General features: G+C 54.2%; 14 protein-coding genes. 9 read left to right on the forward strand and 5 right to left on the reverse strand.

The genetic code is table 11. The features are described 5' to 3' along the window. Positions 1 to 12: 12 nt before the first annotated feature. Entirely contained in the window at positions 13 to 1,962 is a 1,950-nt protein-coding gene (locus QMQ05_RS13185) for a S9 family peptidase (RefSeq protein ID WP_345470697.1), read from the reverse strand. A 75-nt stretch (positions 1,963 to 2,037) separates the two neighbouring features. Between QMQ05_RS13185 and QMQ05_RS13190 the strand changes: the two genes are divergently transcribed. Next, on the forward strand, positions 2,038 to 2,577 hold the full coding sequence (locus tag QMQ05_RS13190) for a DUF1697 domain-containing protein (RefSeq protein WP_345470699.1): 540 nt from the start codon (positions 2,038 to 2,040) through the stop codon (positions 2,575 to 2,577). 62 nt (positions 2,578 to 2,639) lie between these two features. After that, entirely contained in the window at positions 2,640 to 3,296 is a 657-nt protein-coding gene (locus QMQ05_RS13195) for a trimeric intracellular cation channel family protein (RefSeq protein WP_345470701.1), read from the forward strand. A gap of 15 nt (positions 3,297 to 3,311) precedes the next feature. On the opposite strand, the gene QMQ05_RS13200 is transcribed toward QMQ05_RS13195, so the two are convergent. Further along, a complete protein-coding gene (locus QMQ05_RS13200; protein WP_345470703.1) occupies positions 3,312 to 4,568 on the reverse strand; it encodes an MFS transporter in 1,257 nt (418 codons plus the stop codon). A gap of 14 nt (positions 4,569 to 4,582) precedes the next feature. After that, entirely contained in the window at positions 4,583 to 5,140 is a 558-nt protein-coding gene (locus QMQ05_RS13205; RefSeq protein ID WP_345470705.1) for a TetR/AcrR family transcriptional regulator, read from the reverse strand. Between the two features lie 130 nt (positions 5,141 to 5,270). Here QMQ05_RS13205 and QMQ05_RS13210 point away from each other — a divergent pair, with 130 nt between their 5' ends. The 3 genes from QMQ05_RS13210 to QMQ05_RS13220 all read left to right on the forward strand — a co-directional run bounded on the left by QMQ05_RS13210 (position 5,271) and on the right by QMQ05_RS13220 (position 8,398). Next, positions 5,271 to 6,788 (forward strand): MFS transporter, encoded by a 1,518-nt coding sequence (locus QMQ05_RS13210; protein WP_345470707.1) that lies wholly within the window; start codon positions 5,271 to 5,273, stop codon positions 6,786 to 6,788. Between the two features lie 292 nt (positions 6,789 to 7,080). After that, positions 7,081 to 7,284, forward strand: a complete 204-nt coding sequence (locus QMQ05_RS13215; protein ID WP_028268826.1) for a cold-shock protein — start codon at positions 7,081 to 7,083, stop codon at positions 7,282 to 7,284. 121 nt (positions 7,285 to 7,405) lie between these two features. Then, positions 7,406 to 8,398: an LLM class flavin-dependent oxidoreductase gene (locus tag QMQ05_RS13220; RefSeq protein WP_141686393.1), complete on the forward strand. Its 993-nt coding sequence runs from the start codon at positions 7,406 to 7,408 to the stop codon at positions 8,396 to 8,398. Positions 8,399 to 8,458: 60 nt separating this feature from the next. Here QMQ05_RS13220 and QMQ05_RS13225 read toward each other — a convergent pair whose 3' ends face one another. Continuing rightward, on the reverse strand, positions 8,459 to 9,841 hold the full coding sequence (locus QMQ05_RS13225; RefSeq protein WP_345470711.1) for an MFS transporter: 1,383 nt from the start codon (positions 9,839 to 9,841) through the stop codon (positions 8,459 to 8,461). 100 nt (positions 9,842 to 9,941) lie between these two features. Between QMQ05_RS13225 and QMQ05_RS13230 the strand changes: the two genes are divergently transcribed. From QMQ05_RS13230 to QMQ05_RS13245, 4 genes are all read left to right on the forward strand, one after another. Then, on the forward strand, positions 9,942 to 10,415 hold the full coding sequence (locus QMQ05_RS13230; RefSeq protein ID WP_176715434.1) for an Lrp/AsnC family transcriptional regulator: 474 nt from the start codon (positions 9,942 to 9,944) through the stop codon (positions 10,413 to 10,415). A 137-nt stretch (positions 10,416 to 10,552) separates the two neighbouring features. Beyond that, positions 10,553 to 10,813 (forward strand): hypothetical protein, encoded by a 261-nt coding sequence (locus QMQ05_RS13235; RefSeq protein ID WP_345470714.1) that lies wholly within the window; start codon positions 10,553 to 10,555, stop codon positions 10,811 to 10,813. Positions 10,814 to 10,859: 46 nt separating this feature from the next. Then, the gene (locus QMQ05_RS13240; protein ID WP_058256948.1) at positions 10,860 to 11,765 is read left to right on the forward strand and encodes a LysR family transcriptional regulator; all 906 of its coding nucleotides are present in this window, start codon (positions 10,860 to 10,862) and stop codon (positions 11,763 to 11,765) included. A gap of 53 nt (positions 11,766 to 11,818) precedes the next feature. Then, entirely contained in the window at positions 11,819 to 12,883 is a 1,065-nt protein-coding gene (locus QMQ05_RS13245) for an enoyl-CoA hydratase/isomerase family protein (protein ID WP_345470718.1), read from the forward strand. Here QMQ05_RS13245 and QMQ05_RS13250 read toward each other — a convergent pair. Then, positions 12,880 to 14,646, reverse strand: coding sequence for an FMN-binding glutamate synthase family protein (locus tag QMQ05_RS13250; RefSeq protein WP_434063146.1), 1,767 nt, complete (start codon positions 14,644 to 14,646; stop codon positions 12,880 to 12,882). The genes QMQ05_RS13245 and QMQ05_RS13250 overlap by 4 nt on opposite strands. Position 14,647: the final 1 nt, after the last annotated feature.

Genomic DNA, 14,647 nt, shown 5'->3' on the forward strand with positions numbered 1-14,647 from the left:
TACAACCCGCCGCTATGACAATTCGATGGCCGGAACGTCAGTTTCGAAGTTAAAGATTTGGGCATAGAAAGCTAGGGAGCTTTCTAATGCGCGCACAATATTTTCAGACTTCCGGAAACCATGCTGTTCTCCTTCAAAGAGAATGTAGGCGTGGGTGATTCCGCGCTCGGCGAGCGCATCGGCAACCACCTGAGACTGCGCTGGCGGAACAACTTTGTCTTCGTCTCCCTGCAGAAGCAATACCGGGCAGGAAATCTTCGAAACATGGTTGATCGGTGCACGCTTCTCATACAGGTCCGCGGCCTCAGGATAGGGTCCTACCAACGAGAACATGTATTGGGATTCAAAGTCGTGGGTGTCTTGAACGAGTCCTACCAAATCAGAAACCCCGTATCGGCTGATTCCTGCGGTAAAGACATCCGAGAACGTCAAGGCACACAGCACTGTCCAGCCGCCCGCACTTCCGCCTTCAATACCGATGCGTGCCGGGTCAGCAATTTTTTGGCCAATCAAGGCGTTGATCACGGCCACCGTATCGGAAACGTCAACGACGCCCCAAGCTCCACGTAAACGGTTGCGGTATTCACGTCCGTAGCCGGTTGACCCGCCATAGTTCACGTCCACCACTCCAATACCACGCGAGGTGTAATAGGCTACCGCCGCGTTGAGGGTTGCCGAAGCCTGACTGGTTGGGCCGCCATGAACAAAAGTGACGAAAGGTGGCAATTCGTCGGTGATTCCTTCATAGCCTTCTTGGGCCGGGCGATAAAGCAACGCATGTACCGACTGTCCGGCAAGATTTTTGCATTCAAATTCTTCCACGGATGGCAACATGCTCGGATGCGGCAAATCCTGAATGGAACTGGCAATTGCTCGGTGCTCAAGAGTTTCGAGATTGATCAAGCTGATCTGCTCACCGTGCGTCATCGAAGATGTTCCAGCCAGTAGCCAGTCAACTTTTATGCCCATTGGCCTGATGCGGGTGAAGGGCAAATCGAGATCGTCTATTCCACCGGTGTCCGAATGCACTCGGGCCAATGAGGTGGTCCCGCGACCATAGGAGCACAAGAGGGTGTGAGGGTTTTCTACCAGGTACCACGTAGTGCCGACTTGCCACAAAGGGCCGGCGAATTCTGCGGGACGGTCAACGAGACGAGTGGTTCGTGAAGATTCGTTTTGGTACACATAGGGGTTCCACCAGCCACTGGCATCAGAAATGAACGCCAAACGATCATCATCCAACCACTCAGGCTGCATGACCGATTCTTCTTCCCCACCGGCAATCACTTTGCTCTTGAGCATTCCGGTTTCGGTAAATTCAGCCAGGTGAAGATAGGCGGAATCCCAAGGCATGTTCGGGTGTTCCCAACTGATCCAGGAGAGTTTTTGCCCATTAGGACTCAGCCGTGGGGCAGCAACAAATCGTGCGGGCTCGCTCAAGATCCTGATGTTTGCCAGGTCTACCGCGGCACTGCCATCGAGTGGGATTTGCACAATATGGCGTACGGGCTCATCACGAAGATCTTCCATGATGGCAAGGACGCTACCTTCGGGACCTTGAATGAATTCCGCAAAGCGCAGTTGCGGGTCACCATCAACGGTGCTCTCGGGGGTCAAAGGTGTTGGCTCATGTTCACCGATGTTCACCGAGTACACCCGCTGATCGGTGAAGTTCGCGAAGATGATCACGTCATTCTGAGATTCAATGATCTTCCAACTGGATCCACCGTATTCGTGGACTCGTGAACGCACGTTAAACGGTGCCCTGATCAGTTCTTGCCCTCGTTGCCCGTCGGTGCCATATTCAACAAGCGTGATCCGGCCACCTTCAGCAGGACGCCCTTCTTGGATAATGATTTGATCCTTATAGAAACACGCACCACCTAGGGGTTTCGTTCCTGCTGCAACGTCTTGAGCAGTAATTGTTGAAGGCCAGGATCCGAAAGGCAAGTGCATAGGCATATTCTTGATCCTAGCGATCTTTGAGGTTCAGAACGACCCTCCCAAAGAATGATTCACCGAAGCTAGGGTAAGCAGATGAACAAATACGCCGTGTTCCTTCGTGGCGTGAACGTTGGTGGGGTAAAAGTCCTGATGAAAGACCTCACACGCTTGCTTCAAGAGGGTGGATTCTCTGAGGTCAAGACGCTACTGGCCAGTGGCAACGTGGTGCTAACCTCCGAGATTTCCGATCCCTTGATAATTCAAAATCGCTGCAATGAATTGTTGCGTCAGTACTATCAGCGAGAGATTCCCACGCTAGTTTTTACTGAAGCGGAAATCGAAGAGTTGGCCCAGCCTTTTGCTCTACCGTTGCCCGAACCAGCGACAGCGCACCATGGTTATCTCACCCTGTGTCATAGTGCGCGCGATGCCCAAGAACTAGGCCAAGTGATTCAGGACGTAGCGGCGCCACACAGCTTTCTGGTGACTGGCCGAACGGTGCAGTGGATTGCTTCCAAAGGAACAAGCACTACAGATCCGGTGGCGAAGGTAGTTCAAGCGCAGGCCAAGCACCGGATATTGACCACTCGCAATCACAACACCTTAGTAAAGGTTGCGAAGATTTTTCACTAGCTGAAGCAACAGGCAATAATGGAACATTGTTCATACGTCACCGACCCGCTTGAGGCTCTGGAATGTACATCCTGATTGAACTCGTCGGTATCTTCTTCTTCGCCGTCGCTGGTTCGTTAATGGCTGCCCGAAGAGGATTCGATATTTTGGGGTCCGTATTTTTGGGCGGCGTCTGTGCTTTAGGTGGCGGTGTGGTCCGCGACTTAATTCTTAATGAATCACCAGCGACCTTTGAACACCCGATCTATTTCATTCCACCGGTCTTGGCGGCATTGTGCGTTTACGCTTTCACGCCTGCGGTCCAAAAGTTGCATCGCTTAGTGCAGCTTTTTGATGCTGCTGGTCTAGGGCTGTTTTGTGTCACCGGAACGCTGAAGGCACTGGAGCATCAGTTCAACCCGGTGGCCGCCGTGTTACTGGGTGTCATCACCAGTGTTGGCGGTGGCCTGTTGCGTGACGTCATTTCTAATGTCACCCCGGACCTCTTTAACCCGCGCGATATTTATGCGTTGGCGGCCATGGTTGGCGCGGGGCTCACTGTGCTCGCGTGGCATTTGAACATCATGAGCGTTCCGGTCAGCGCCGGGATCGCTGCCCTCGCGTTCCTCATTCGTGTGGCATCCATACGTTTTGGCTGGTCGGTGCCATTAGCTGCTGGCCATTGGCACCGCGCCACTCAAAATCCGCCAACGTCAGATGGTCCACAACGTCACTTCTAGGTTTTTGCTTCTCGCCTAGTCGATGCGTTCTAGCTTGCCGAGATCTTCAGTACTTTGAAAATCATCTTCGATGGTGCGTGGTGAGTTGATGATGACCGCACCGATCAGCATGACCAAAAGGCAGCCTGCCAGCATGGAGAACGCTGCACCCCATGAGTCCGTAGCTTTCTGCACCACACCAAAGAGCATCGGAACCACGGCTGCACCCGCGTAACCCAACCCTTGGGCAAAGCCCGAGAGCACACCGGAACCATAGGTGGTGCGAGATCGCAGATTCATCATCAGCAAGGCAATAGCAAAGGTTCCTTGACCGAGCCCCGCAGCACACACCCACAACGCCGTGTTGTGAGTTGGTGAGAGGAAAATACCGAGGTGTCCGATAATCCAGCAAGCAGTAAAGATCAGTACAGCGATGATGGGATGCTTCAATCGCGGAACCCATAGAGGAACCAAGAGGCTGACCGGCAAACCGAGAATGGCGAATAACGCCAACATATTTCCCGCTGTCAGTTCATCAAGCCCACGGTCTTGTAGGTACGGTGGCAGCCAGGTGAAGTACACGTAGGTTTGGGCGGAGTTGCCAGCCAGGTAAATGGCTAGGCCCCAGGCAACTTTGGATTTCCATGGGTTGATCTTGGCAATTGGGTGAACAACACCGCCTGAATTAGGCGCATGTTCCGGACGCTTCACTCCCCTATCAGCAAAAAGCTGCACCATCCATGGGATCAATACGATGCCTGAGAGAAGTGCCCAGGAGCCAATGGACGTTTGCCAGTTGCCTACGTTTGCCAGCGGTACCGAAAACTGCGGTGCCATCCACGTACCAACTGCCAGCATGGTGACGTAACCGCTGGTAACCAGGCCAATTCTTTCCGGGAAATATTTCTTCACTAATGGTGGCAGCACCACATTGCCCATGCCGTAGCCGGCGAGAGTAACGATCGACAGTGCTAGGAATGAGTACACCTCAGGCATGAACACACGAGCTACCTGGCCGCTCACTGCCAAGGCTAGTGAGATGATCAGTGTCTTTTCCAAGCCGAAAGACTTGATCAGTCGTGGTGTGAGCAGACCGAAAACTGCAAACGCGATGGGCGCGAGCATAGCCAGTAAACCGGTGGTGAATTCGGTAAAAGGAATATCGGCTTCAATGCGCGAGAGCAACGGTGGCACAGAGACGACCGCCGCACGTAAAGACAACGCCAATAATAGGATGCCAAGCAGCGCCCCAATCCGTCCTCTTATGGGAGTAGAAACGCTGTCTTTCGCCATTGAATTCTTCCTGCTCAGTGTTTGTTGAGGTTTCCCAACTTTTTGATCGTTGAGACCAACTCTAATAATGAATCCAGCTCACCTTCAAAATTACGTTGGTACCAGCTGTCAGGAATTGCCAGACCGGCGTAAAGTCCCTCACCGGCCAGCATGAATAAATGAGCTAGGTCCTTGTTCCCCAATTCTTTGAGAATGCACCTGTACCAGCGTTCATTGGTACTCTCGATTTTGTCGGCAGCATTCGTAACTCCTGCTTGAGCCAGTCGGTGCAGCGCAACTAGGTGTCGGTCCAATTCGGTGTCTACTTCAGCACTGGTGCGAATGAAGTAGGCGGAGGCACCTTCTTTAGCGTTGTCCATCGCTTCGATATCGCGAACAACATGTTCTTCAGAGGCATTGATGACCGCCTCGGCTAAGGCTTCCTTTGATGCGAAGTGATAGAGCAGGCCTCCCTTTGAGACTCCAGCACGTGCTGCGGTGGCGTCAAGTGTTGCTGCGCGCTCCCCTTCTTCGCACAAGAGCGAAATGTAGGCGTCCAGCACTTTGCCACGGGCAGCTGGTGGGCGGGCCATGACTCTCCGTTCTATTGAGGTGGTGATTCAGTTAACCTTATCTTGCATTGTAACTATACCGTCCAGACGGTACAGTTATTAGTGGTGGCCATCGCCACCGTCAAACCACTAAACCCTAAAGGGCAAAGTCATGAGCTCAAACATCACCGAACACGCAACTGTACTGAGCAAATCGCGTCGTTGGGCGGCGTTAGCTGTTCTCATTTTTCCGGTACTGCTCATCTCCGTGGACAACACCGTCCTCTCTTTCGCAGTGCCCGCAATCACCTCCGCACTATCCCCCACCGGCACCCAGCTGCTGTGGATCATCGATGTCTACCCCTTGATCCTCGCTGGTCTTTTGGTTCCAATGGGGTCCTTTGGTGACCGTATTGGACGTCGCCGACTACTACTTATTGGTGCCACAGGCTTTGCCGTGGTCTCAGCCTTGGCAGCTTTTGCTACCGATGCCACACAGCTCGTTGCGGCCCGTGCCCTGCTAGGCATCTTTGGTGCGATGCTCATGCCGGCAACGCTGTCGCTGATCCGCACTATCTTCCCCGATGCCAACGAACGCCGTACCGCCGTCGCAGTGTGGGCGGCAGCTTTCTCCGGCGGCGCAGTGCTCGGTCCAATTGTTGGTGGCCTGCTGCTGGAACACTTCTGGTGGGGTTCGGTCTTCCTCATGGCAGTACCGATGCTTCTGCCACTGCTGATTGGCGGGGTGATTCTGGTTCCTGAATCCAAGGATCCGAACCCCGGACGCGTCGATCCGTTATCGATCGTGCTGATTATCTTTACCCTGTTGCCCTTCACCTACGCCATTAAGACCTTCGCCACGGCACCATGGTTCGTCCTAGTTGCCGCGGTTGGCCTAGCCATCGTTTGTGGCGTGACCTTTGTACGTCGTCAGTTGAAGCAAGAATCTCCAATGCTTGATGTCCGACTGTTTAAGAACGCAGCGTTTTCCGGCGCCCTTGTAGTCAACCTCATTGGCGTGTTCTCGCTGGTTGGGTTCATTTACTTCGTCTCCCAGCACTTGCAGCTCATTGCTGGGATGAGCCCCATTGAAGCCGGGCTTTGGATGACTCCTGGGCTGGTACTCACCATGCTCTTCGGGCTAGTAGCAGTAGCGCTGTCTCGTCGTTTCGGTTCGCCGAACATCATGGCCTTGGGCCTGATCTTCTCGGCGATTGCTTACCTTTTGGTATTGATCTCAGGTGAAGAGGCGAACGTATTGTTGCTCATGGTGGCTTTCGCAATTTTGGGCACCGGCATCGGCATGACCGAGACGCTATCGAATGACATGACTTTGGCTGCCGTACCTGCGTCCAAGGCTGGGGCTGCTTCGGCTATTTCGGAGACTGCCTACGAGATTGGTTCGGTGCTCGGTGTTGCCGTCCTGGGTACCATCCTGAATTCCGTTTACTCTTCGAGACTGATCATTCCTACTACGTTGAGTACAGAGCAGGCAGATCTCGCCCGTGAAACATTGGGTGGGTCGCATCAGGTGGCTGCATCCGTTAGTGGCAGCGATGCGCAGGCACTTATTCAGTCCGCAGCACAGGCCTTCGATCACGGTGTAGTTATTACTTCAAGTATCGCTGCCGTCCTGTCATTGGTAGCTGCAATTCTCGTATTTCGCGTCATCAAACCCGTAATTCGGTAAACTCAACGAACCTCTTACCCAAATTTTTGATTAATTGGTTCAAAGTTATTCATTTGTTGACGGCAAACACGTAGGCTAGGCAGTGTAGTTCCAAAGTAATTCGCGAAGTACCCGTTAGAAGTTTGTGAATGTCGAACCACCTCGGTTGACGCGAGCCCCTTCTAGACGTGAAGTGAATGACTTGGCTGCTTCGCAGGATAAGTTTTCCTCACGGAATTCTGACCTTGCGTAGATTACAACCAAGCTCGCCATAACATTTGGCGAGGAACGTCTGAAAGGACCAAAAAGAAATATGGCAACCGGAATCGTAAAGTGGTTCAACGCTGAAAAGGGCTTCGGCTTCATCGCTCCAGACAGCGGAGACCCAGATGTCTTCGCTCACTTCACCGCCATCCAGACCCAGGGTTTCCGCACCCTGGATGAGGGCCAGAAGGTTGAGTTTGAAGTTGTAGAGGGTCCAAAGGGTCTGCAGGCTGCAGACATCCGCGCTCTCTAAAGAAGGTCTTTGGCTAACGCCTGACTTTTCGAAGATGGTCACCCAAACAGTGGGTGACCATCTTTTTTATTAATCCGATCACGTCCGGAATACTTCATTGCACGCGCTGGTTACATTAACCGTGAAGCTTTCTATTTTGGATCTTGCCCCGGTCGCTCCCGGGCAAAGCATTTCCGACTCTTTCAAGTCCTCCGTCCGCCTGGCACAAACTGCTGAGCGTCATGGGTACGAGCGCGTCTGGTACGCCGAGCACCACAACATGCCGACCATCGCCTCTAGCGCTACCTCACTGGTGATCAGCCACGTAGCCCACCACACCGAAACCATTCGCTTGGGTTCCGGCGGCGTCATGCTGCCCAACCACTCGCCACTGGTCATCGCGGAGCAGTTCGGTACCCTGGCCACCATTTACGGAGACCGCATCGATTTAGGTTTGGGTCGTGCACCGGGCACCGACATGACCACCCTGCGCGCACTGCGTCGTGATCCTTCGGCAGCTGACTCTTTCCCACATGATGTTTTGGAACTACAGGCCTACCTCGCTGGTGAATCACGGGTACCCACCGTCCAGGCCACTCCGGGCGCTGGAACCAATGTCCCGCTGTACATTTTGGGTTCCTCCCTCTTCGGTGCGAAGCTAGCGGCCCAGTTGGGCCTGCCATATTCCTTCGCCTCGCACTTTGCGCCAGCTGCGTTGCATGAAGCAATCCGCGTCTATCGCGACGAATTCACCCCATCAGATCAGCTTTCGGAGCCTTATGTGATTGCTGGCGTGGGTGTAGCTGCGGCAGAAACTGCTGAAAAGGCTCATGAGGTCTTCAACGTTGCCAAGCGTCACCGCGTGGCGAGCTTCTTGGGACGCAACGCCAAGAAGGAATTCACTGAAGCAGAAGTCGATATGCTCATGGATACACCACAGGCAGAGCAGATCCTCGACATGATGCGTTACACCGCAGTGGGTACTGGAGAACAGGTGGCCGAATATCTGCAGCACTTCGCCACCGCGGCGCAGGCAGATGAGCTCATCACCATCCACTACCCTACGCAGGAAGAAGACCGCCTGAATTCGGTCATGATCACCGCTGAAGCCAGCGCACTGGCAACGGCTAAGTAAGTACGTCTTTAAAGCATTTGGTGCTCCCAGCAATTGCCGGGAGCACCAAATGCTTTAACGTTAGTTTGTGGTTCGCTGGGAAATCATAGCCCACAAGCCCAGACCCAGGGCTAAGAGAGAACAGCAGATGGCAAAGACCAAGATGCTGATTTCCTGACCGAAGACTCCCACGGCCCAGCCCAAGGCAATCACGGGAACTGCACTGCCCAGATAGGTCACCAGATAAATGGTTGATACGGTCTGCGCATGTTGACGATCGCTGACCGCGTCAACGGCGGTGGCAAAGGCGGTCCGGAAGCTCATCCCCTGTCCTAGACCGACAAGCACCAAAGCGAGCAAGGCGAGGATCAAGATTTCATGTTCAGCGGCTACCGCCAACAAAACGGTTGAGATTGCCATCAGCGCCAAGCCGATAGGCAAGAGGTTTGCTCCACCACGCACAACAACTTGCGACAGAGCCGAGACGCCCAAGGGAAGTCCGGCAATAAGTCCAATGACCCATAACGAGTTCAGCCCAAAGGTTTCCGCAAAATAACCCGGGGCCAGCGAGAGCACAAAGCCGAAGATGGCAAAGCTCAAGAAACCTACCAGCGCGGCCAACCAGAATTGTGAACGAGCGGTACTGGGAATCCCTAGACGACGCGGGGCCAAGGCCTTACCGCGCTGACCGCGTTCGGCCATCGCAATGGCAGGTCGCGCCTGGAGGGTAACCAGCGGAATCATCACCAGAAAAAGTAGGACCGCCTGCACCATAAAGACGATGCTCCGTCCACCGGGCAGGTTGGCCATCAATCCACCTAGCACCGGGCCAAAAGCTACGCCGCCGGAAGATGCCAAAAGGGTGAATCGGGAGGCCCATTCAGGCTTGGATGGAAGCAATTCACGCAGTGCAGCAGCGCTGGCACCGGTTGCTAGTGCGACGCCGGTTCCTTGAAGCCCGCGACCTAGGCACAGTTCAAAAAGGCTGGATGCTGAACCAAAAACGAAGGTTCCCGCCAGGGACACGAGTACTGCGATGACCAATGCTGCACGGCGGCCGATGTGATCAGACCAGTGTCCTACGGTGCACAAGAAGAACATCAGTGAACAGACGTAGCTGGCAAAGGCGATGGTGGTTCCCATTGCGCCTAAGTGGAGTTCTGCTTGCAATGCCGGGTACAGCGGAGTCGCGAGGTTAGCTCCGACCAAAAGCAGGAAGCTCACCGCAACCGTGATGACCAGCCGCGTGGTTAATCCTGGATTCCAAGACAGGGTGCGGTGTTGCATGGGCTGCATGCGCAGTTCACTGATGACAGACACGTTCACTCCCGGTTTCAAAGTAGCTGAGGCCTTGGGGTCCAGGATTGTCCTGAAAAGTTTTTTCCCGGTGGGGCCACTCGCTGCCCCACCGGTGAGTTGAGCGTTCTGCTTGAGTTTGTCTACTACAACAGATCGTTCTTCCACTAATATCCCTGCTTTCAAAGCAAGTAAGCATTTTTCTTGTTAGAGTTTGAGCAGTTTGGTCAAAATAGTGGCCTTCGAGAGCACCGGGAGTGAGCATATAGTGCGATTAGACGACGTAGACCTCAAAGTATTGCTCGCGCTCATCAAAGACCCACGCATTCAAATCTCTGAACTCGCCGATGAGGTGGGTATAGCCCGGAACACGGCACAGTCCCGGCTTCGACGCCTCCAACGTTCGGAAATTCTCCGCGATGGCGGTCGAGACATTGACCTCGGCAAGCTGGGCTATGACGTACTTGCGTTCGTCACCTTGGAAGTAAACCACCGTGATCTAGATACGGTGATCACCGCATTACGACAGATCCCCAACGTCTTAGAAATCCACGAGACCTCCGGCCGCGGCGACGTGTGGGTTCGTTTGATCGCCACTGACACACACCAATTACAGTCGGCGTTGCGTCAAATCTTGCGCATCAAGGGAGTGACTCGTTCGGAGACAACCTTCGCGTTACATACACATTTGGCCTACCGTTCTGCTCCCCTCCTTGAACACTATTCCGAGCACGACCACTGAGAAGTCATTCACTTTCTGCCCAATAAAACAAGACTTTCGTTTAGAGATTTACGGTCCTACGCTGGTGCTACGAGAAGTCACGAGGAGCATCCCCCGACTTCGACGGCGGATCCCTCGTATCAGCGAAGGAGTACGTCATGAGCAGAGAATTTGAACCGACCGAGTTTGCCCCCGAGTTCGGCAACGACATCTACGAGCCTGACGACGGTCGCGATTCACAGGCCTACGAAGGCTCCAGCGACATGCCCGAGACCATGCGCAATCATGATCCGCTAGCCCAGCGTCAATACCTCTACGATGACGACCTAGAAACCGAAGATGATCTGGATAATGAATTTTCCAGTGACGATTCCGAAGAGGATGAAGAAGATCTCTTTGACCCGGAGGATGACGACTGAGGACGCGACTAAGCAAAACTTAGGCTAAAGGCCATAGACTTTAGAAGTGATTAATCCAGTTCATCTGCGCACACTGCTAGAAGTTGTGGCGCATCGTTCCTTTGCCACGGCCGCATCTCGCCTGGGCTACACGGCCAGTGCTGTATCTCAGCAGATGACAGCACTAGAACGTAGCACCGGGACGACCCTATTTGTTCGTGGTGCCCGTTCGATCACTCCCACTCCGGGAGCCATGCGCATGATTCGCCATGCCAAACGCGTACTGACTGACCTTGATGCTCTCATGGCGGACGTTGCCACGATCTCCACCGATGACACGGCACTTGAAGAGATCAAACTGGGAATCTTCCCTTCCTTGGCCACCTACGCGTTGCCACAAATCCTTAAAGCTCCCGATTGGGCATCCTTGGGCATCAACCTCAGGTTGTGGATCGGTGAACCACAACAAACCGTCGCGGGTCTGGGTACCGGTGGGGATCTTGATCTGGCGCTGATCTTCCAGGTGGGTCCCGGCGGACTGTCCTGGCCGGCATCGCTAGAACGTACTTGGTTGGGTGATGACCAATTCCGTGTCGTTATTCCTGCTTCGTGGCCCATCGCCGATGACTCGCAGCTCACCGTTGATCAGCTAGCCGAATGGCCATGGATCTTCCACCACCCGGGAACCTCCGATGCCACATTGATTTCTCGGCTCTTCTCTTCATACAACATCCACCCACAGGTGGCTGCCTACTGCGACGACTTCAATGCCTCCCTGAGTTTAGTCTCTTCCGGACTCGGTGCAGCATTGGTACCGGATTTGGCGATGGCTAATGCGCCTAAGGACATTCGAATTGTTGATGCCCCCGAGATTCGTCTAGCACGATCCATCTTTGCGTTGAAACCAGAGAATTCGAAGAAGCCAAAGGTCGCCTTGGTTCTGGATCGCCTAGCCCAGATCTTGGCACAGTAACCTTCACTTTCCTAGGGCATCATGGGTGCCCCAAAAACCTTGAGGAGTCATCCGTGCAATCCACCGGCACGCCGGCCGCTACGGCAACCAATGTTGTTTCCAAGGTGTACGGTCCGATCGGGCATATCGAACTGGATCGACCTGCCAAGCTGAACGCCTTGACCTTGCAGATGCTCACAGAGCTAACTCGTGTGCTGAAGCTATGGGCGAAGGATCCTGCCATCTCTTTGGTTCTGCTCACTGGTCGTGGTGAACGTGCTTTCTGTGCCGGCGGGGACATCGCTGATTTTCATCGAGCCGTCACGACCGGAGCTCATCAAGAATTCATTGATCTGTTGTCGATGGAATTCGACCTGGATTATCTGGTCTCGACTTATCCCAAGCCATTGATTACTTTGGCCCACGGAATCACCATGGGTGGCGGGGTGGGTTTGGCCTCGCACGCTCCGGTCCGTTTGGTGACCCAGAGCGCCACCATGGGTATGCCAGAAGCAAAGATCGGTTACACCCCTGATGTGGGTGGCAGTCATCTGCTCGCGAACACTCCCGGATATTTTGGTGAGTACTTCGCTATGAGCGCGGCCTCCTTCACTGGTGCCGACGCGGTATATCTAGGATTTGCTGACGTTATCGTCAACGATACTTTCGCCGAAAACATTCTGGATGAGCTTGATGAATTCGTGGGACTGTCGGCAGGTGAAATCATCTCAGCTATCGAAGTACTGCACGGAGCCCCCGAATCCTACGCCTTAGAACTCAGCCAGGGATGGGTTGACCATGCTTTCAGTGCCGATAGCCCACAAGAAGTGCTTGAACGACTAGAGAAAATGGTGCATCCAGCTGCACAACAAGCAGCGCAGCTGATCTTAGCTAATTCACCTTCCAGCATCACTAGCGCGTTCTACACAGTCCGTCAGGCGCGCACCGAACAGGATCTACGTTCCGCCTTGGACAGGGAATTACGCATGGCTGAACACCTGATGCATCTTCCTGATCTTGCCGAAGGAATTCGTGCACAGGTCATCGATAAAGACCGCAACCCACGCTGGTCCCCCGCCTCCATCAGTGACGTGGACCAGCAGGCATTGCGTTCGTTGGCCGAAGGTACCGAGCTCTAGCTATCGGCGCCGGGCCTTCCTTCGGGACGCGTGACATCAGCATGCACCGGACGCACCTTGGCAGAATCTTTCGGCTCAATTCGTGGTGCGCTGACCGCATCTTGAGGTTCACGTACCTTGGCTGGTTCAATGCCTACGCCCACTGGTTCTTCAAAGTGTAGGGGTGCATGCTCACCAAAGTGATCAGCATCGGCCTCGTCCCAATCTTCCTTCCACGAACCTGGTGCATCATGAAGTAATTCACCGGGACGCAGCCAGTGGAACAGTGAAGCGTAGGACCGTGTGGACTGAAGATTCACACGCCTACGAAGCATCCTCGTATTGAGCTGGGTTGGGCTGCTCAATCCCATGGAAGCCATGATCTGTGCACATTCAGTAACTGTCAGGCGATGATAGTTGTAAACACGGTGCCCCTTATCTTCAACATCCAGCGCACGCATCAACCTCTTGTTTTGGGTGGCCACCCCGACAGGGCAGTGATTGGTGTGGCACTGTTGTGCCTGGATGCATCCGGTGGCCATCATCATGGAGCGTGCTGAGAAGGTGAAGTCTGCCCCTTGGATCAGACGCTTAATAATGTCAGAGCCATTGGCGATCTTGCCGGCTGCAGCCAATCGGATTTCGTCGCGGAGCCCGGCGCCCACCAAGGTATTGTGCACCAGCATTAATCCTTCGGTCAGAGGTGCACCCACATGATCTTCGTACTCCAGTGGTGCGGCGCCGGTACCGCCTTCGGCGCCATCAATAGTTATGAAGTCAACCAGAATTCCGGTGTCGAGCATGCCCTTGCACAGGGCCATGACATCAGTGCGTGAGCCAACACAGAACTTAATTCCCACCGGTTTACCGCCACTGAGCTCACGGAGCTTTGCGACAAAGTGCATCAGTTCGCGGGGCGTAGAGAACTCTGCGTGGCTGGCTGGTGAGATGCAGTCTTCGCCCATCGGAACGTCTCGAGCTTCGGAGATTTCCGCGGTGACCTTAGCAGCTGGAAGCACTCCGCCCAGACCTGGCTTGGCACCTTGGGAGAGCTTGATGGTGATGCCCTTGACGTTGGGAAGTTTGGCCTTGGCGGCAAAGGTTTCTGGGTTAAAACGACCTTCCGGGGTACGGCAGCCAAAGTAACCTGAGCCGATTTCCCAGAAAAGGTCTGCCCCGTATTCCAAGTGGTATTTAGTCAGTCCACCTTCACCGGTTTCGTGGACAAAATCGCCCATTTCTGCGCCCTTGTTCATGGCCAACACCGCGTTGGCCGATAAGGCACCGAAACTCATCGACGAGATGTTCATCAGTGAAATCTCGTATGGCTGAGTACATTGGCTGGAACCAACTTTGACTCGGAATTGGCTGCTCGGCGGCGCCACGGGTGCCACCGACTGCAGAAGGTACTCGTGGCCAACTGCATTCACATCGCGTTCAGTACCAAAGGCCTTGTGACTGTCGGCGCCCTTGGCTCGTGCGTAGATCAGAGAACGCGTGTCACGGTCAAAAGGTTTACCGTCGGTATTGCGCTCGATGAAGTACTGCTGGATTTCCGGGCGAATGAATTCAAAAAGATAACGCGCATGCCCAACAATCGGGAAGTTGCGCAGGATCGCATGTTTCTTCTGCACGAGGTCATGGATACCAAGAAGCACCAGTAGACCAGTGAGCGCGACCAAGATCCACCAGACCCATTCGCCGGAAGTACCGGCGAGGATCGCGGTGACGACAAACCCTGTGGCGAGAACGCCGAGGAACAGCAGAACCACAATTCTCATCATG

Source organism: Glutamicibacter sp. B1 (assembly GCF_039602135.1).
Taxonomy (GTDB): domain Bacteria; phylum Actinomycetota; class Actinomycetes; order Actinomycetales; family Micrococcaceae; genus Glutamicibacter; species Glutamicibacter ectropisis.